Source organism: Singulisphaera chitinilytica (genome assembly GCF_049331405.1).
Lineage (GTDB): Bacteria > Planctomycetota > Planctomycetia > Isosphaerales > Isosphaeraceae > PoT.
The window spans coordinates 1,343,470-1,362,130 of the sequence record NZ_CP186274.1; the positions used below are offsets into that span (position 1 = coordinate 1,343,470).

Annotated in this window: 9 protein-coding genes; 3 read left to right on the top strand and 6 right to left on the bottom strand. The window is 68.3% G+C overall.

Going from position 1 to position 18,661, the window contains the following annotated elements; translation table 11 throughout:
• Positions 1-183 precede the first annotated feature (183 nt).
• The 5 genes from ACOYYX_RS05225 to ACOYYX_RS05245 all read right to left on the bottom strand — a co-directional run bounded on the left by ACOYYX_RS05225 (position 184) and on the right by ACOYYX_RS05245 (position 9,705).
• Positions 184-1,629, bottom strand: a complete 1,446-nt coding sequence (locus tag ACOYYX_RS05225) for a DUF1501 domain-containing protein (protein WP_422928879.1) — start codon at positions 1,627-1,629, stop codon at positions 184-186.
• Positions 1,630-1,647: 18 nt separating this feature from the next.
• Positions 1,648-3,615 carry a PSD1 and planctomycete cytochrome C domain-containing protein gene (locus ACOYYX_RS05230; RefSeq protein ID WP_422928880.1) on the bottom strand — a complete coding sequence of 656 codons (1,968 nt, stop codon included), beginning with the start codon at positions 3,613-3,615 and terminating at the stop codon, positions 1,648-1,650.
• Between the two features lie 301 nt (positions 3,616-3,916).
• Entirely contained in the window at positions 3,917-5,380 is a 1,464-nt protein-coding gene (locus ACOYYX_RS05235) for a DUF1501 domain-containing protein (protein ID WP_422928881.1), read from the bottom strand.
• Between the two features lie 6 nt (positions 5,381-5,386).
• Complete coding sequence (locus ACOYYX_RS05240; RefSeq protein ID WP_422928882.1) at positions 5,387-8,530, bottom strand: PSD1 and planctomycete cytochrome C domain-containing protein; 3,144 nt, start codon at positions 8,528-8,530, stop codon at positions 5,387-5,389.
• Between the two features lie 155 nt (positions 8,531-8,685).
• Positions 8,686-9,705, bottom strand: coding sequence for a catalase family protein (locus ACOYYX_RS05245; RefSeq protein WP_422928883.1), 1,020 nt, complete (start codon positions 9,703-9,705; stop codon positions 8,686-8,688).
• Positions 9,706-10,246: 541 nt separating this feature from the next.
• Here ACOYYX_RS05245 and ACOYYX_RS05250 point away from each other — a divergent pair.
• From ACOYYX_RS05250 to ACOYYX_RS05260, 3 genes are all read left to right on the top strand, one after another.
• Positions 10,247-10,672: a DUF2809 domain-containing protein gene (locus tag ACOYYX_RS05250; RefSeq protein ID WP_422928884.1), complete on the top strand. Its 426-nt coding sequence runs from the start codon at positions 10,247-10,249 to the stop codon at positions 10,670-10,672.
• 98 nt (positions 10,673-10,770) lie between these two features.
• Positions 10,771-12,138, top strand: coding sequence for a di-heme oxidoredictase family protein (locus ACOYYX_RS05255; protein ID WP_422928885.1), 1,368 nt, complete (start codon positions 10,771-10,773; stop codon positions 12,136-12,138).
• Positions 12,139-12,357: 219 nt separating this feature from the next.
• Positions 12,358-15,660, top strand: a complete 3,303-nt coding sequence (locus ACOYYX_RS05260; protein ID WP_422928886.1) for a PVC-type heme-binding CxxCH protein — start codon at positions 12,358-12,360, stop codon at positions 15,658-15,660.
• A gap of 48 nt (positions 15,661-15,708) precedes the next feature.
• Here ACOYYX_RS05260 and ACOYYX_RS05265 read toward each other — a convergent pair whose 3' ends face one another.
• On the bottom strand, positions 15,709-18,591 hold the full coding sequence (locus ACOYYX_RS05265; RefSeq protein ID WP_422928887.1) for a sigma-70 family RNA polymerase sigma factor: 2,883 nt from the start codon (positions 18,589-18,591) through the stop codon (positions 15,709-15,711).
• Positions 18,592-18,661: the final 70 nt, after the last annotated feature.

Consider the following 18,661-nt stretch of genomic DNA (forward strand, 5'->3'; position numbering starts at 1 on the left):
TGGAGGCATGGTCGACCACCCAGCTAACGCATCCTAACATCAACGACGCGTCGTCGGGAAGCCACTTACGCAGGAATGCCGTGGGCGCAATCCGTGGAGCATTGCATGGAAAAGGCCGGCGACCCCTCCATGAGAGAGGGGCGCCGGCGTCGTGCTTCGCGGCCAGGGGAGGTCCGATGAGGCTCAGGCGAAGAGGGCTTCGACCGGCTTCCCCTTGCCGTCCTCGGTGGCGTAGAAGGGGCGCTTCTCGACGTCGAAGGCCGTCTTGGGGGAGATGCCCATCGCGTGGAAGACGGAGGCGTGCATGTCGGGGATCGACACCGGGTCTTTGATGGTGACGAGCGGGCGCTCGGGGGCGGTCTCGCCGTGGAGGTAGCCCTTCTTCACGCCGCCGCCGAACATCAGGACGCAGCCGGAGCCGGTGAAGTGCCGGTGCAGGCCGTAGTGCTTCATCTCCTTCATGACGTCGCTCGCGGCACGCGACTGGTCGAAGGCGGTGCTGCCCGGGATCCCCTCGATCATCATGTCGCGGCTGAACTCGCTGGCGAGGATGACCAGGGTCCTCGACAGCAGGCCGCGCTCTTCCAGGTCGAGGATGAGCTGGGCAATCGGTTTGTCGATGGTCTGCTTCATCTCCTTGGCGGTCGTGTGGCCGTTCTCGTGGGTGTCCCAGCTCATGAAGGGGACGTACTCGGTCGTCACCTCGATGTAGCGGGCCCCGGCCTCGGTGAGGCGTCTGGCGAGGAGGCACCCCTGGCCGAACCGGCTGGAGTTGTACTTGTCGAAGCTCTCCTTCGGCTCCTTGGAGAGGTCGAAGGCGTCGCGCTCCTTGGAGGTGAGCAGGCGGTTGGCGTTCTCGAAGGCGCGGACCATCGACTCCTGGTGGTAGTCGCTGGCGAGGTCGCCGACGGGGCTCTCCTTAAGCATCCGCTTGAACGCCTTTTCCCGGCTCGAGAATCGCTCGCGTGTCATCCCCTTGGGGGGACGCACGGCGGCGATGGCGTCGAGCGGGAAGGGGAGGTTGAACGGGCCGTATTCCCCGCCGAAGAAGCCGGCCGTGGTGAAGGCCTTCAGCTCCTCGGATTCGCCGTTGCCTTCCAGGCGCTGGCCGATGTTGATGAAGGGCGGGATCGCCGGGTTATTGGGGCCGCGGACCTTGGCGATCCAGGATCCGATGTGGGGCGCGGCGACCGTCTGCGGCGGGACGTAGCCGGTGTGCCAGTGGTACTGGTGCCTCGAGTGGAGGATGTTCCCGAGGTCCGCCACCACGTGCGAGCGGATCAGGGTCGCCCGGTCCATGACCTTGGCGATGTTCTCGAGCCCCTCCGAGATCTTGATGTTGTCGACGGCCGTGTCGATCGCGGGGAAGGTGCAGAGGATCTTGTCGGAGGGGACCCCGACCTCGAAAGGCGTGTACCGCTTGGGGTCGAAGGTCTCGGGCGCGGCCATCCCGCCCCCCATCCAGAGCAGGATGCAGGTGTCGGCCGTGGGGATCGGTTGCTTGACCTCTTCGCTGCCGAAGGAGAGGCTCGGCTGGTTGGTGGCGAGCGCGGCCATCGCGGCGAGGCTCATCCCCCGGAGAAATTCGCGACGGCTGGCGGCCATCGCCGCGGTCGGTCGGGAGTCCATGGCGATTGTCCCTTTCTCTCAGTGGATGAGTTGGAACTCGGGGAGCATGAAGATCACCCAGAAGAGGTCGGCCAGGCCGTCGGCCGAGGCGGGCGAGCCGACGAGTTCGGCGGCGGTCTTCGCCTCGTCGGCCAAGGGCTTGCGGCCCATCGCCTGGAGGTAGAAGTCCTCGACCAGGCGGTCGGGCGACTCGTTCGGATGGGCCTCGAGCCAGCGCCCGGCCCCCTTCTTGAGGGTCTCGGCCAGGCTCTCGCCGTTGGAGAGGTCGAGCGCCTGGAGGGTCGTGAGGTTCTCGCCGCGGGTGGTGACGACCTGCTCCCGGTTCGGCCTGCCCAGCGACCGCATCAGCTCGTCGCAATGCACGAGCGAGGCCCTGATGAACTGCGGGGGCGCGAGGGGCGAGTCGGTCGGGGCCGCCCGCTTGAACGGGGCGTCGGCCTTGTCGGGGCCGGAGTGGGTGGTCATCCAGATGGCGTCGATGAACTCCTCGGCCGTCATCCGCTTGATCTCGGGGCCCTTGAAGACGTAGTTGTCGCCGGGGGCCTCCGAGTTCGAGATCGCCGGTCGCGACTGGTAGACCTGCGAGGTGACGATGTGCTCGATCAGGGCCTTGAGGTCGTACTTGTGCTCGACGAGGTAGCCGGCCAGGTAGTCGAGCAGGTCCTCGCTCCAGGGCTCGTTGCCCATGACGTCGACCGGCTGCACGATCCCTCGCCCCATCAGGCGCTGCCAGATCCGGTTGACGATCGTGCGGGTGAAGCGGCCATTGTCCTGGTGCGTGACGAGCTTCGCGAACTGCTCGAGCCGATCCAGCTTGGGCAGGGAGGCGTCGATGGAGCCGAGCTCCGGCCAGAGGAACTTGGCCACGGCGGTCTTGCCCGTCGGCTTGTCGCAGCGGTGGATCTCCAGCGGCTTCTCGGCGATGATCGCGGCGAGCCCGTAGGCGTCGTTGAGCTTCCAGCGATCGATGAAACTATCGTGGCATGACGCACACTTCATGTTCACGCCGAAGAAGACCTGCGAGACGTTCTGGGAGAACTGGATCTCCCGGACCTGGCTCGCGTTGACACGCCCGCGCCACTGGATCCCCTGGATGAAGCCTTCGGACTCTGGCGCGGGGCTGATGAGTTCGAATACGAAGCGATCGTACGGCTTGTTCTCGACGAGCGACTGATAGAGCCAGCCGCTGATCTGCTTGCGGCCGCCGTCGATGTAGCCGGTCCCCTTGTAGTCGTTGCGGAGCAGGTCGTTCCAGAACGAGAGCCAGTGCTCGGCGTAGTCGACCTTGTCGTCGAGCGTCCGCTTGATGAACTGCGTGCGCTTGTCGGGGGCCGAATCCTTGACGAACGCGTCGCGCTGGGCGGGCGTGGGCAGGAGCCCGATCAGGTCGAGCGACGCCCGGCGCAGGAAGGCCGCGTCATCGAGCGGCGGCTGGGGCGTTACCTTGTTCTTGGCGAAGTAGGCGTCGACGATCCGGTCGATCGGGTGGTCGCGGCCGTCTTTCGCGGGGGGCAGGTCGACCTTCTTGAGCTTGAGCGGGGCGTTGTAGGTCGACTCCTTGAAGGTGAAGCCGTCCTCCCAGTTCACCCCCTCGTCGATCCAGGCCTTGAACTTGCTGAGTTCCTGGGCGCTGACGCGGTCCCCCTTGGGGGGCATGCGCATCTCGGGGTCGTCGCTGGTCAGGCGCTCCATGATCTCGCTCTCGCCCGACTTGCCCGCGACGACGGCGTCGGACTTGAGGACGGACTCTCGCGTGTCGAACGAGAACGAGCCTTTATACGTGCCATTGGCGTGGCACTTGACGCAGTGCGTCTTGAGGATCGGGACGATGTCGTGCGCGAAGTCGACCTTCTTCGGCTCCTGGGCGAGCGCAGGGCTCGCGGCCAGGGCCAGGATCGCGGCCAGGGCCCGCGTCAAGGATCGGGGCCTCGCCAGGCCGTCGCGAGGTCCGCCGCTCATCTCGTTGTCCACTCGAAACGATCGCACGAGGCGCTCCCTCAGTCTGGATGGCTGGGTGGTCCGCACCATTCGCGACGACCCCGAGGCCGTCGCCGTCTGGACTGCGTGCATCGGCCTGCGGGGACGCTCGGCTCGCCTCGGGCAGCCCACCGGGCGGTCCCTGTCTCGCACTCGAAGTCGCACGCGTGAGCCGGCGGGATATTTAGGCGGAATAAGACAACCTCATTATCGGCGGACCGCCCCCGCATGACAACGGGAAAGGCTTCGCCGGGGCGTTGCCGTGGTGCATGGGATTGCCCCACATCGGGTTAGGTCGGGCGAGGTCCGGCTAGGCGAGGACGTCCTTGATGACGTGCGCCGGTTCCACGCCCGTCAGGCGGACGTCGAGCCCCTGGAACTTGTACGAGAGCCGGCGGTGGTCGATCCCGCAGAGGTGCAGCAGGGTCGCGTGCAGGTCGCGGACGTGCGCGACGTTGTCGACCGCGCGATAGCCGAGCTCGTCGGTCCCGCCGTAGGTCACGCCCCCTTTGATGCCGCCCCCCGCGAGCCAGACGGAGAAGCTCAAAATGTGGTGGTCGCGGCCGGAGCCCTGGCCCATCGGCGTGCGGCCGAACTCGCCCCCCCAGAGGATCAGGGTGTCGTCGAGCAGCCCTCGACGCTTCAGGTCCAGCACGAGCGCGGCGCTCGACTGGTCGACCTCCTCGGAGGCGAGCTTCATGCTCGGGCCGATGTCGTTGTGGTGGTCCCAGGCGCGGTGGTAGAGCTGGATGAACCGGACCCCGCGCTCGGCCAGGCGCCTGGCCAGCAGGCAGTTCGAGGCGAAGCTGCCGTCGCCGGGGCGCTTCACGCCGTAGAGCTCGAGCGTCTCCTTCGACTCCTGCCGGAAATCCATCAGGTCGGGAACGGATGTCTGCATCTTGAAGGCGAGCTCGTACTGGCTGATCCGCGTCTGGATCTCGGGGTCGAGGCGGTCCTCGGCGAGCATGCCGTTGAGCCGGTTGACCTCCTCGATCACCTGGCGCTCGGCGCTCTGGCAGACCCCCTCGGGGTTGCCGATGTAGTGGACGGCGTCCCCCTTCGACTGGAACTGGATCCCCTGGAACTTGCTGGGCAGGAACCCGGCCGACCACTGCCTGGCCGAGACCGGCTGCTGCCCGGTCCTGCCGGCCGAGGTCAGCACGATGAACCCGGGCAGGTCCTCCGCCTCGGATCCGAGCCCGTAGAGGAGCCACGAGCCCATGCTCGGCCGCCCCTTGATGATCGAGCCCGAGTTCATGAAGGCGTGGGCGGGGTCGTGGTTGATCTGCTCGGTCTGCATCGATCGGATGATGCAGATGTCATCGGCGATGCCCGCGATGTGCGGGAAGTAGTCGGAGATCTCCTGGCCCGATTCCCCGTACTTGCGGAACGAGGCCACCGGACCGCGAGCCCGGAGGTCGGCACCCTGGAGCTGCGCGAGCTGCTGACCCTTCGTGAACGACGCGGGGAACGACTTGCCGTCGAGCTTCTTCAGCTCCGGCTTGTTGTCGAACGTCTCGAACTGCGAGGGCCCGCCGGCCATGCAGAGGTGGATGATCCGCTTCGCCTTCACGGGCAGGTGCGGCGGGTTCACGACCCCCCGCCAGATTCCGGGGTCGGCCGTCGGGATGGCAGGGCTCGCGCCTCCGGCGATCCCCGGGTCGAGCAGGCTCGCCAGTGCCATGCCGCCGAGGCCGTACGCCGAGCCTTGGAGGAAGCTCCGACGGCTCAGGCCCCGGAGGTAGTCACCCAGATCCAGGTTCGGAGTGGTCATGATGTCTCAATATCGCGTGATGGTCTCGTGGAGGTTCAAGACGACGCGGCAGACGGCGATCCAGGCGGCAAGCTCGTCGGGCGCCGGGGTCGAGGGGGCGGGGGCGAGCCCGGCGCGGACCAGGGCCTTCGCATCATCGGGCCGCTCGCGGTAGAGCTTCCGCTGGGCGTCGAGGAAGGCGGTGAGGGACTCTCGCTCCTTCGGCTTCGGCGGGCGGGCGAGGGCCTTCTCGAAGAGCCGATCGATCCGGTCGGCGTCGGGTCCTGAGCACGTCGCCAGGAGCCCTTCGGCCAGGGCGCGGGCGGCCTCGACGAAGCTCGGGTCGTTCAGGAGCGTGAGGGCCTGCTGGGGGGTGTTGGCCACCGTGCGCGACGCGGTGCATTCCTCGCGGGCGGGGGCGTCGAAGTTCGCGAGCATCGGGTGCAGGAAGGTGCGCTGCCAGTGGGAATAGAGGCCCCGGCGATACTGGCGGTCGTCGCGCTCGGCCTGGTAGTCGCGGTTGGGGAACTGGATGTTGGCGTAGTAGTCGGCCGGCTGATACGGGTGGGCGCTCGGCCCTCCGACGTCGAGGTTCAGCAGGCCCGCGATCGCCAGGGCGTTGTCGCGGACGAACTCGGCCTCGAGCCTGCGCGGCGACTGCGAGGCGAGCAGGCGGTTGTTCGGGTCGATGTCGCGGAGCTCGGGCCGGAGCCGCGCATCCTGCCGGTACGTCGCCGACATGGCGAGGAGCCGGACCATGTGCTTGACGTTCCAGCCGCTCTCGCGGAACTCGACCGCCAGCCAGTCGAGCAACTCCGGATGCGCGGGCCATTCCCCCTGTGCCCCGACGTCCTCCATCACCGCGCTGATGCCGGTGCCGAAGAATTGCTTCCAGAGCCGGTTCACGAAGACGCGCGACGTCAGCGGGTTCTCGGGCGACATCATCCAGCGGGCGAGGTCGAGCCGGTTGAGTCGCTGATTCTCCGATGGCGGAGGTTGCGGCAGGAACCCGGGGACTCCCGGCGCGACCAGTTCGCCGCTCTCGTCCAGCCAGTTGCCCCGGGGCAGGACCCGGGTGGGCAGGGGGTCGCGTGCTTGCGTGATCATCGAGGGGGATTTGCCCTCCCTGCATTCGATCAATTCGCGCCGCAACGTCTTGAGCTTGGCATAGGCTTCGGGAGCCCAGCCGGTGCCGTCGAGGTAGGCTTTCTGGACGAGCGGGGAATCACTCGCATTGGAGCCGACGACGGCCCTCAACGTCGCCTCGTCCAGCTCGACCCGACGCACATCGGCCGGGACGAAGGGGGAGACCGCGAGTCGCAGACGGCCGAGGTTGTCGGATCGGACGGTGACGATAATCTCGTCCCCCTCGGCGCATTCGACCGGCTGGTCGAGGAGCCAGGCAGAGGCGGATTTCGCATGACTCCTGCGCCCCGACGTCTTCCAACCTCGGGCCACGCCGAGGATGGGAGAGCCATTGTCGTACACCTCGTCCTTGGCGTCGGCCTCGGCCCATGAAATGCCCAGAGGAGCCTTCTTGCCGTCCTTCGCCCGTTGCAAGTTGGCAGCGAGATGGATGCGAGATCCGGCCGCACCCGGGGTACGGAAGACCGAACCCTTGTGCGACTCGTGCGGCAGCAGTTCCAGGCGGATCGAGGCGACCCAGCCCGGCTTGACCTTGAGCCGGATCTCGGTTGCATCGCCGGCCTTCGCGGGGCCGCTTAGTAGGATGCTGCGATCCTCCAGGATTGACGCCGAGGGTTGCTTATCGGCGACGACGACTTCTGGTGTCTCCCAGCCCGAGGGGGCCCGCGCGAGGAACTCGGCCCCGGCCCTGGCCCAGGCTTCGAATTGATGCTTCGCCTCATCCCCTTTCGCGAGCGGAGAAGCCGAGGCCGTCAGCTTCTGGATCTCCCCCTCGATCCGGGCCATCCGCCGCTTGAGGTAGGGGCTCTCCACCTCGATCTCGGGCGGGAACGGATGGTCATTGGTCCATCCTTTGAGGTCGCCGTTGGGGGTGTATCCGTAGTCGGTGTAGACGCCCCATTGCCTGACGTCGGCGAAGAAGGCCTCAAATTGGTAAAAATCCTTGGACGTGAATGGGTCGTACTTATGGTCATGACATTCGGCGCAGCCCATCGTCGATCCGATCCAGGTGATCGCCACGGTGCGGACGCGGTCGGCCGCGTACTTGGCGAGGTATTCCCTGGCCTGTGCTCCCCCCTCGCGGGTCATCATGTTCAGGCGGTTGAAGCCGGTGGCGACGAGTTGCTCGGTGGTCGGGTTCGGCAGCAGGTCCCCCGCGAGTTGCTCGGTGGTGAAGCGGTCGAACGGGAGGTTGCTGTTGAAGGCGTCGACCACGTAGTCGCGATAGGGGAAGATGTCCTGGTTCTGGTCGCCGTGGTAGCCGACGGTGTCGGTGAAGCGGACGAGGTCGAGCCAGGGGACCGCCATCCTCTCGCCATAATGCGGGGAGTCGAGCAGGCGATCGACGAGGTGCTCATACGCTTTAGGGCTCTCGTCCTTGAGGAAGGCTTCGACCTCGGTTGGGGTCGGCGGCAATCCCGTCAGATCGAGGGAGAGGCGTCGGATCTGGGTGCGGCGGTCGGCCTCGGGGGAGGGCTTGATCCCCTTCGCCTCGAGCGATTTGAGGATGAAGGCGTCGATCGGGTTGCGGACCCAGGCCTTGTCGGCGACGGCCGGCGGCTCATGCTTCTTCGGCGCGACGTAGGCCCAGTGGGCCTGGTACTCGGCCCCTTCGCGGATCCAGCGAGCGAGGAGGTCTTTCTGCTGCGGGGTCAGCGTCTTGTTCTCGGAGGCCGGGGGCATGGCCTCGTCGTGGTCGTCGCTCAGGATCCGGGCGACGAGCTCGCTGTCGTCGGGCTGGCCGGGGACGATCGCATTCTTGGCCAGGGCCGAGTCGCGCCGGTCGAGCCGCAGGTCGGCCTTGCGCCGGTTCTTGTCCGGCCCGTGGCAGTGGAAGCAGTTCTCCGAGAGGATCGGCCGGATGTCGCGATTGAACTCGACGGTCTTCTTCTCGGGCGCATCGGCGCCGAGCGAAGCGAGCAGGACCGCGACGACGCCCAGCGCGGGGCGACCTCCGCGCAGGGGGCCGCCGACATTTCGGGAGGTTGCGGGGCTCCCGATGCCCCATCGGCACGTCTTGAGCATGGGCGGACGTCTCCGCGGAGGGTTTCTCGAGGGAGCGATCTCGTCGTGGGTGGTGCCGATCGTTTCCTCAAGGCTATACGCCCCGACGCGCGGAGGGCAAGGTCTTTGCGACCCTGCCCCGCGCTCGCCCCGGCGGCCTCCGCGGCGAGGCGGGATCAGGCCGTCGGCTCCTCGCGCGCCACGCCGTTCAACTCGTGACGCTGCCGGGAGATCTCGCGATAGACGGCCTTGCGGGCCCGGTTGATCCCGCCGAGGGGCCGGTGATCGGGGAGGGAGTGCCAGGGGGTGAAGGAGAGGTTCTCGCAGAACGTCATCTGGTCGGGGGTGTCGAAAGTCTGGGGGGGGATCCGGATCGTGGCGACCTTCTGCCAGGGGGCGTCCCAGGGGATGGTCGGATCCTCGACCGGCATCGTGATCGGGTCGGCCTGCAACTGGACGAGGAAGTTGAAGCGGGCCTCGTGCGAGCCGAGCTGCGCGGCCATCGCCAGGCGGAGCTTATCGGGCGAGTCGAACGCGACGACCGCCGGGGCCCCGGCGAGGTCGGGCGTCACCGAGTACTTCGCGGCCGTCGCGCCGAGGCGATAAGGGGTCGTGCTCCAGTACGAGGTCCGCAAGGGGCTCTCGGGCTTCTTGCTCAGGGTCTCGCGCGCGATCGACCAGCGATAGTCGGACGAGAGCAGGGCCTTCCCGATGACCATGAGCTTGCCCAGGCCGAACCCGCCCTTCAGGCGCCTGAAGTCCTCCATGAAGGGGACGTAGTCGGCGACGTCCCTGATGAAGAAGACGGGGTGGTCGATGAGGATGAAGTCCTGCGTCCGGGCGTCGGGCTCGTCCTCGAGGAGCTTCGCCCCGTGGACGTCGAGGAGCTTGATGGCCATGCCGTGGACGTCGGCCTTGCGGTCGTCCCTCGCCGCCCCGTTCGAGAACCGGATGTAGGCGGGGAAGGTGCGAGGCCCTTCGAAGATCCCGTGCGCCAGGGTCGGGGGCAGGCCGGGCTCGACGATGAACTCGGCCTTGACGCAGCCGTGCCCCTTCATGTGCTGGCCGCGAGGGACAGGCCTGGCGGACTTATCGGTCACGCTCTCCTGGATCTCGACGATCCTGGCGATCATCGCCTCTTCGCCCTCGGGGGCCCTCTCTTCGCCGAGGCCGAGATGCGGTTCGTTTCCCGACATGGGAGGATTCCATTTCTTAATGTATGTTAAGGCTAAATCATCAAGGCTGACTAATAAATTAGGGGCGACGGCCTTCTGATCTCGCGCGTCCCCGGCCGTGCGAGGCGAGGCCCGCTTCGGGGCCGGCACCGCCCGATCGCCCTTCGGATCCTCGCGCCTTGATGAATCCATGAATGGATCCCGGACGCTCGTCAATCCGAGCCGTCGCCAAGGGGCCTCGGGCACCGGGTTCTTTCAGGACGCTGCGGCATGATCATGCAAAGGAATCCCGAATTCCAGAAGAAACGGACTGAAAATCCTGTTCATGAGCACGGGATCCAGGGACGACTCGGATTCCGTACGCCTCGCGCCGGCGACAGTGGGGATGTGCGCATCCCCGATTTCTCGGGCCCCGGAGGGTCGTGCCGACGCGGCCGATGTGCCGAAACCCTTGCGTCGACAGCGCTTTCATGCCAATGACTGGACGCAACGAGTTACGGTCCGATGCCATAAAATGTGACATCGCGTAAGGCTTTCGAATCAAAACAATTGGATCCCAGAAATGAGCCAGACCCCCAGACGTCGGTGGGCCTACGCCGGCCTCATCCTGATCGCGGTGGTTTGCGGGATCGGCTCGAGGCGCTTCGGGCCGGGCCTCCCCGGATTCATCGCCGCCTATGCGGGAGATACCCTCTGGGCGCTCGCGGCGTTCCTCGGCATCGGGTTCGTCTGGACGAGGGTTTCAGGCCGACGCGTGGCGCTCGCGGCGCTGGCGATCTCGTACGCCGTCGAGGTCAGCCAGTTGTACCAGGCCCCCTGGATCAACTCGGTCCGCGCGACGACGCTCGGGAGCCTCACGCTCGGCCACGGGTTCGTCCCCAGTGACTTCGCCTGCTACACCGTCGGCGTGCTCATCGGCTGGGGCGGGGAGGCGCTGGCCGACGCGATCCGACGCACGGTCTCGAGAAAATCGATCCCAGGGCCTTGATCGCGGACGGTTGTCATCGTACATTTGTGCGATGTGTGGAGTAGGCCCGGTTGGCGGCGGATTCGATCGAACGGCGGGGCCGTTCTGGAGGACCGGCGGTGGGCGACTACAATCTGGATCGGACGCGGAAGAAGATCGCCTGGGCGATGGCGGGTTTATGCGCGGCGGGGGCGGCATGGGTGGCGTCGCCGGGGCTCCCGGTGTTCCGTGCCCCTTATGCCAGGCCCGAGGTGAAGCTGGCGGGGCTCGCCCTCTTCGAGCACGAGTGGCAGCCGCACGACCCGATGGCCAGGGGGGACGGCCTCGGCCCCGTCTTCAACGCCAAGTCCTGCGTGGCCTGCCACTTCCAGGGGGGCGTCGGAGGCGGCGGCGACAACAAGCATAACGTCCTCGCCTTCCAGGCCCACCCGACCCAGGACCGCCCCGAGGTGAAGGGGGGGCTCGTCCACAAGTTCGCCGTCGAGAACCGGTTCTTCGAGAAGACGAGCGAGCTCTCCAAGTTCTTCCCGGTCATCCCCGGCGGCATCCGGGTCGAGAGCGGCTGCTCGGTCCTGACGCTCGACTTCGACCCGATCCACACCGAGAGCGTCAACAGCACCGCACTCTTCGGCGCCGGGTGGCTCGACCGGATCTCGGGCAAGTCGATCCGGCATGAGAGCATGAAGACGACGGTGGCGAAGATTGGCCGCGAGCTCGACTCCGACTTCGGCGGCGTGGTCCTCGGCCGCCCCCGGATCCTGCCCGACGGGCGCCTCGGCAAGTTCGGCTGGAAGGCGCAGTTCGCCACGCTCGAGGACTTCGTCGCGGCCGCCTGCGCCAACGAGATCGGCCTGGGCAACCCGATGATGCCGCAGGCGAAGCCCCTGGTCCGCTCGGGCTACCCCGACGTCGAGCCGGACCTCGACCGCGACCAGTTCCGCTCCCTCGTCGCGTTCATCGACACCCTGGAACGCCCCGTCGAGATCACGCCCGAGAGCCCCGGCGAGCAGGAAGAGGCCGCGCGGGGCAAGGAGATGTTCGCCAAGGTCGGCTGCGCGGCCTGCCACACGCCCGACATGGGGGGCGTCGCCGGGGTCTACACCGACTTCCTGCTCCACCGGCTCGACGATCGCAGCTTACCCGGCGGCGGCGGAGGCGGCTACGGCCCGACGAACGCCACCCCGCCCGTCCCCTTGCCCGAGGCCTTCCCGCTGGAAGAAGAGTGGAAGACCCCCGCGCTCTGGGGCGTCGCCGACTCGGCCCCTTACTTCCACGACGGCGGCTCGCCCACCCTGGAATCGGCCATCCTCCGCCACATGGGGGACGCCGAGCAGATCACCAGGGCCTACAAGCACCTGCCTGCCTCGGATCGTCAGGCGGTCATCGCCTTCCTGAGGATCCTCAAGGCGCCGGTCGAGGCCAAGCCGGCTCCCTTGCCGTCGAAGACGACCCTGGCGCAGGCCTCGGGGGTCGAGAAGGTCCGTTGACCAATCAGAAAGCGAGGCGACCCTGCTCCTTGGGGTCGCCTCGACGTACCCGAAGGATGTTTGCCTCACATAGCATTGACCCCGCAAAGGGGCGAGCCGACGACGCCGTCGGCCTCTATCGCTTCGATCACCCCGATCCTGACCCCTTCCACGTTCGGATTGGGGCCTTTACGATGGCCAAGGGACGAGAGCCCCCATCCATCGAGGTGATCGAAGACAATGACGACGCTCCAGTGGCCAACCCGCGGGCTCCGGCTCGCGGTTTTCGTTGCGATGTTGCTCGGGACCCGCGCCGGGGCGGTCCCTCCCGCCGGGCAGGACGACATGCCGGCGCTCAGGGTCCCGCCGGGGCTCGAGGTCGGTAAGTTCGCCGCCGATCCGCAGCTCGCGAACCCCGTCGCCTTCTGCCTGGACGAGCAGGGGCGGGTGTACGTCGCCGAGGAATATCGCTTCAACCGGGGCACCGAGGAGAACCGCTCGCGCCCCTTCCTCCTCGAGGACGACCTGCAGATCCAGACGGTCGACGACCGCCTGGCGATGTACAGGAAATACGCCGACCGCTTCGAAGGGGGCATGTCCTGGTTCTCGAAGTACGCCGACCAGGTGCGGATGGTCGAGGACAGGGACGGCGACGGCAAGGCCGACGTCTCGACCGTCTTCGCCGGCGACTTCAACGGCCCGCTCGACGGCCTGGCCGCGGGGGTGATCGCCCGCGACGGCGACGTCTACTTCACCAACATCCCCAACCTCTGGAAGCTCCGCGACGAGGACGGCGACGGCAAGGCCGACACTCGCAAGGTGCTCCTGCACGGCTTCGGCGTCAACGCCGGGTTCCTCGGGCACGACCTCCACGGGCTCGCCTGGGGTCCCGACGGCAAGCTGTACTTCTCGGTCGGCGACCGCGGCTTCCACGTCACGAGCCAGGAGGGCAAGACCCTCCACGGCCCCAGGAGCGGCGCCGTCTTCCGCTGCAATCCGGACGGCTCCGAGTTCGAGGTCGTCGCCCGGGGCATGCGCAACCCGCAGGAGCTGGCCTTCGACGCGTTCGGGAACCTCTTCGCGGTCGACAACAACTGCGACAAGGGGGATTCGTCGCGTCTCGTCTGGGTCGTCGAGGGGGGCGAGTCGGGCTGGAACATGGCCTATCAGACGATCTCCGAGCCCTATCTGACCGGCCCCTGGCATGCGGAGAAGCTTTGGCACCTGCCGCACGCCGGCCAGGCCGCCTGGCTGCTGCCGCCGGTCGGGCACATCGGGGCGGGGCCTTCGGGCTTCGCGGCCTATCCGGGGGTGGGGCTCCCGGATAAGTTCCGCGACCACTTCTTCTACTGCAACTTCACAGGGAACGGGGGCGTCGAGTCCTTCGCCGTGAAGCGGAAGGGGGCCGGGTTCGAGATGCTCGATATGCAACCCTTCCTCACGCCGCTGCTGGCCACGGATGTCGACTTCGGCTACGACGGCAAGATGTACGTCTCGGAGTTCGGCCGCCTCGAGTGGGACGGCAGCAACAAGGCCGGGCGGATCTACACCGTCGCCGACCCTACGCGTCGCGACGACCCGACGATCCGGCAGGTCCAGGCCCTCTTCAAGGCCGGCTTCCGCCAGCGTCCCATCGAGGAACTCGGCACGTTCCTATCGCACGTCGACGCCCGGGTCCGCCAGCGGGCGCAGTTCGCCCTGGCAGAACGCGGCGAGGCGGCCTTGCCGATCCTGAGCAAGCTTGTTTCTCCCGCGAACCCGCCGATGGCCCGGCTCCATGCCGTCTGGGGGCTCGGTCAGATCGGGCGGAAGTCGCCGGAGGCCCTCGCCTCGGTGGCGAACCTGCTGGGTGATCCGGATGCCACGCTCCGAGGCCAGGCGGCCAAGGTGATCGGCCAGGCCAGGTATGCGAAGGCGGGCGAGGCCCTCGTGGGGCTCCTCAAGGCTCAAGAGCCGTCGGTCCGGTTCGAGGCTTTGAATGCGCTGGGCAAGATCGGCCTCCGCGCGGGGATCGAACCGGTCGTGGCCCAGGTCCGCGGGGAGTCGAGCGGCGATCCTTATCTCAGGCATGCGGCCGTCATGGCGCTGCTGGGCATCAACGATGCCGAGGCTATCCGAACACTTGCCAAGGACGCGGATCCGAAGGTGCGGCTGGTCGCCGTGCTCGTCCTGCGACGCCTGGCCGACCCGGCGATCGCCGCCTCGCTGCATGACGCCGACCCCTCCATCGTTCTCGAGGCCGCCCGCGCCATCAACGACCTCCCGATCGAGGCCGGAACGGCGGAACTCGCCAAGCTCCTGGAGAGCGAAGACTTCGCCCGCTCCGAGGGCTCCGAGCCGCTCCTCAGGCGCGCGATGAACGCGAGCTTCCGCCTCGGCGGCGAGCCCCAGATACGGGCCCTGCTCGCGGTCGTGGCCGACGCCAGACGCCCCTTGGCGATGCGCGAGGAGGCCCTCGCGGCCCTGGCCGACTGGGAGAAGCCGTCGCAGCGTGACCGGGTCAACGGCTTCTGGCGGCCGATCGGGAGTCGAGATTCGAAGGGCGTCCGCCTGGCCCTCGAATCCACCTTGCCGAAGCTCCTGGAGACGACCTCGGGCCCGCTCCAGGCCGGTGTGATCGACCTGGCCACCCGCTTCAAGGCCGAGACCGACGTGGCGCCTTTCCTCGCCCGGGTTGCCGATTCCAAGGGGGATGCCGCCATCCGGCTTGCGTCGTTGCGGCTCCTGGCCGGACGCAAGGCGAAGGGGCTCGATGAGGCCCTGCAGCAGGCCCTCGGTGCCCAGGACGAGACCCTCCGCGCCGAGGCCCGGCGGATCTTCGCCACGCTCGACCCCGACAAGGCGGTCCCGCTAATTGAGGCGGTCCTGAAAGACACTCAGGCCCCGGTCCGCGAGCGTCAGCTCGGCCTCGCCACGCTGGCAACGATGAAGCATCCCAAAGCCGACGCCCTCCTATTGGCCTGGCTCGGCCGGCTTGCGAAGGGGGAGGCCCCGGCGACCCTCCAACTCGACCTGATCGAGGCGGCCGAGGCTCGCGGCGGGAATGAACTCACCGCGGCCATCGAAAGCTACCGCAAGGGTCGATCCGAGTCCGACCCGCTCGCCGCCTATCGCCCGAGCCTCGAAGGGGGCGACGCCGAGAAGGGGCGAGCCCTCTTCGTCGGGCACCAGCAAGGGCAGTGCATCCGCTGCCACCGGGTCGTCGACCGCGGCGGATCGGCCGGCCCGGATCTGACCAAGGTCGCGACCCGGGGCGACCGCGAGTTCTTCCTCCAGTCGATGGTCGACCCCGACGCCAAGATCGCCCCCGACTTCGGCACCGTCCTCATCGCCCTGACCGACGGCCGGGTCGTCAACGGCGTGCTCAAGTCGGAGACGAAGACGGAGCTCGTCATCGAGACGGCCGGCGGAATCAAGGTCAACGTCCCCGTCGATCAGATCGACGAGCGCTCGGCCCCTCGCTCGGCCATGCCCAAGATGACGACGGCGCTGTCTCCCAGGGAGATGCGCGACCTCGTCGAGTTCCTCTCGACGCTGAAGTGAGCGACGGGAGACCTTCCGCGATCGGTCCCGCCTGAAGGCCTTTCCCCTTCAGTCCTGGGATGGGGTGATCTTCAGGTCCCCGAGGTCCTTGACCTCGCCGGGCTCGACGGTCACGTCGCGGAAGAGATCGCCCAGGTGCACGAGTCCCCGGACCGCCCCCGCGCCGTACTTGAGGCCCGGGGTGAGGCCCTCGAGGCGGAACCGGCCGTCGCCGCCGACCACCATCTCCGGCCTGGAGTCGCCCGCCGGCAGCTTGGCCCGGTCGGGGGGCGGCTCCTCGGAGAATCCGCCGATGTCGGTCAACTCGAGGCCCCCGCGCGGCAGCCCATCCTCGTCGACGATGCGCCCGGTGACGGTTCCAGAGGGCTGGAGCCGGACGGTCAGCGGTCCGGTCTCGTCCCCCTTGAGGTAGATCGACCCGGCCAGCTTCCGGCCCTCGTGCGTTATGGTCACGCGGCGGGGCTGCGAGGTCTCGAGGGCGTGGACTTCGATCGTGGGCGAGTCCTGCTCGTAGGTGGAAACCGACGACTCGGGGCCAAGGCCCGCGGCCCTCGTCCCGGCGAGGGGACGCCCCTCGGGATCGACGGCGTGGATGGTCAGCGATCGGCCGGGGTCGACCTGGAGGTCCAGCGTGGTCGTCTCGGCCTTGGGGTCGGGATCGATCTCGGCCACGACGTGATAGCCGTCGCAGCGGCAGCCCCCTTGACGCGTGCGGAGGCCCCCGTCGCGGACCTTGGGGTCGTAGCCCCGGATCGTCGAGGCACCGATACCCTGGAGGTAGCGGCCGGAATCCGAAGAGCAGGCGATGATGCCCCGGCCGGGGGGGACGGCGATCTGGTATCGGCCGTCCTCCTCGATCAGCACGTAGGTATGCTGGCTCCCCACGTAGCCGGGGAACTCGTCGGCGTGTGGGTTGTCCGCGAAGGTGAAGGCGTGGACATATCCCGACACGGGCCGACCGTCCGCCTTGTCGGTCACCCGGCCCCGGACGAGCACGCCCCGCTTCATCGCGATGTCGAAGGCGACCGGCCCCGGCCCGGAGGGGCCTTCGGGGGTGACGAAGGTGGCCCTGGTGTAAGGCTGGCCCGGCCCAGGCTCGATGAACAGCCGATAGGAGGGCGCACCGGACAGGCCGTTGAGGCGGTAATGCCCGAGGTCGTCGGTCTTCGCCTCGATGCCGGGGGTCCAGATGAGGTTGCCCGCAACTTCGACCCGACCGCGGATCGTCAGTCCGGCGATGGGCCGGCCCGTGTCCTTGTCGCGGATGGTCCCCTCGATCGGCCGGGCGGGCCCGGCGGCGAGCTCGAAGCGGCGAGGATAGTAGGTGATCCCCGACGTCCCGCCCACTCCGGCAAACGGATTGGCGGTGCGGATAGCCTCGCCGTCGCGGCTGGCGACGTAGACCTGGGTCGTGGTGAACGTCGGCCCCGTGATGAAAATCTGCGCGATCCGCTCCGGGCCGATGCCCATCAGGCGGAAGCGGCCGTCGGGGTCGGTGTCGGTGCTGATCGAAACCGGAAATTGTTGGAGGCCCCGCCAGGGGCCCTCGATCGCCGTGCCCCGGACGCGGTCGAGCCAGGGCGACACGCCCCCCTCGCGGGCGAACCAGAGCGTCTCGACACGGACCCGGGCATTTGCGGCCGGGCGACCTTCGAGGTCGACAATCCGCCCCTCGATCGGGGGGCCTTCCTCGACCAATCGGACTGTCGTCTCGGCGGGGGCGCCGGGCTGAGGTAAGGCCGACGCCCAGCCGGGCCCGAACCCCGGGGCCGAGGCGATGACCCACGGATACATGTCTCCCGTCCGCATGAGGGAATTGATCCCCCAGGAGCGCACCCGGAGCTGGAACCGGCCGTCCGGCCCGCTGGTCGTCTTTGCCGTGAACCGATCGTCCTGGCCGATGCTGTACGTCCGCACGGCCGCCCCCGCCACGGGCCGTCCTTTGGGATCGAGCACGAGGCCGCGGACCTCGATCCGATCCGCCGAGGGGGCCGGTTGGAGCTCTCTGGCGGCCTTCGGGCGTTCCGACGCGGCGTCGGGCGGCGGGGCCATCGCGAGACCGGCCGGATCGGGGCGCAAGGCCCCGACCGCGACGAGGCCGGACGTCGCGAGGGCGATCGCGGCCAATACGCCTGCCGAGGCCGCTTTCAGCCTGGCCAGGGCCAGGCCCCGGCTCAAGGCCGCCGAGAGGCTGGCGACGGTTGCCGACGTAGTCCCGCCGGCCGCGGCCGTCAGGGTCGAGCGAGCCAGGGCGGCCGGGACCGCCTCCTTCGCCTGGGCGGCCTGTGCGGCCAGGATGCCGGCGACCGCGAGCGGCGCGATCCCCTGGCGGACGAGGCGGGCCTGGAGCAGTCGCCGGGCCTTCGCCAGCCGACAGCGCAACGTCGGCAGGGTCCAGCCCAGTCGTTCGGCGGCCTGCTCGTAGGCCAGGCCCTCCAGGTCGCAGAGGACCACCGGCAGGCGGTGCTTCTCGGGGAGCCGCTCGACCGCCTCATGTACGACCGCGGCGACGTCGGCCGCGACCGAGAGGTCATCGAGGGTGGAGTGGAGGGGGGCCAGCGCCGCGGCTTCCGCCTCGCGATGGCTCCGGCGTCTCGAGGCGTCCCGGGCATGGATCGACGCGCGATAGGCGACGCGGTGCAGCCAGCCCCCCAGGGCGTCGGCGTCCCGGACCGAGCGGGCCTTCCTGGCCAGGACCATGAAGGTGGCCTGGAAGGCGTCGTCGACGTCGTGGTCGTGCTTCAGGACGGCCCGGCAGGTGGCCAGGACCATCGGGCCGTGGCGGGCGACCAGGGCCGCGAAGGCCGACTCGTCGCCCGCGTCGGCGTAGCGGGCCAGGAGCCGTGCATCGCCGAGCCCGACGGTCGTGCCGTCGCCGAACAGATCGCGGAGGTCCCTCAAGGCCGTGCCCATCGCCAGGCTGCTCGCCATCGCCTTCGATCTCCCCGAAGCCGGACCCGAATCGACGGCGAGGATCGCCGTCCTTATACAGGATAAGTGG